At 54.5% G+C, this 523-nt stretch carries 1 rRNA gene; it reads left to right on the forward strand.

The features are described 5' to 3' along the window. Positions 1-523, forward strand: a 23S ribosomal RNA gene (locus J4650_RS22670); the annotation flags it as partial.

Raw genomic sequence — 523 nt, forward strand, 5'->3', positions numbered from 1 at the left:
GGGCGTTAAGTTGCAGGGTATAGACCCGAAACCCGGTGATCTAGCCATGGGCAGGTTGAAGGTTGGGTAACACTAACTGGAGGACCGAACCGACTAATGTTGAAAAATTAGCGGATGACCTGTGGCTGGGGGTGAAAGGCCAATCAAACCGGGAGATAGCTGGTTCTCCCCGAAAGCTATTTAGGTAGCGCCTCGTGAATTCATCTCCGGGGGTAGAGCACTGTTTCGGCTAGGGGGCCATCCCGGCTTACCAACCCGATGCAAACTGCGAATACCGGAGAATGTTATCACGGGAGACACACGGCGGGTGCTAACGTCCGTCGTGAAGAGGGAAACAACCCAGACCGCCAGCTAAGGTCCCAAAGTCATGGTTAAGTGGGAAACGATGTGGGAAGGCCCAGACAGCCAGGATGTTGGCTTAGAAGCAGCCATCATTTAAAGAAAGCGTAATAGCTCACTGGTCGAGTCGGCCTGCGCGGAAGATGTAACGGGGCTAAACCATGCACCGAAGCTGCGGCAGCGA

Origin of the sequence: Salmonella sp. 32120201201600049SM (assembly GCF_017572835.1) — a bacterium.
Lineage (GTDB): Bacteria > Pseudomonadota > Gammaproteobacteria > Enterobacterales > Enterobacteriaceae > Salmonella > Salmonella enterica.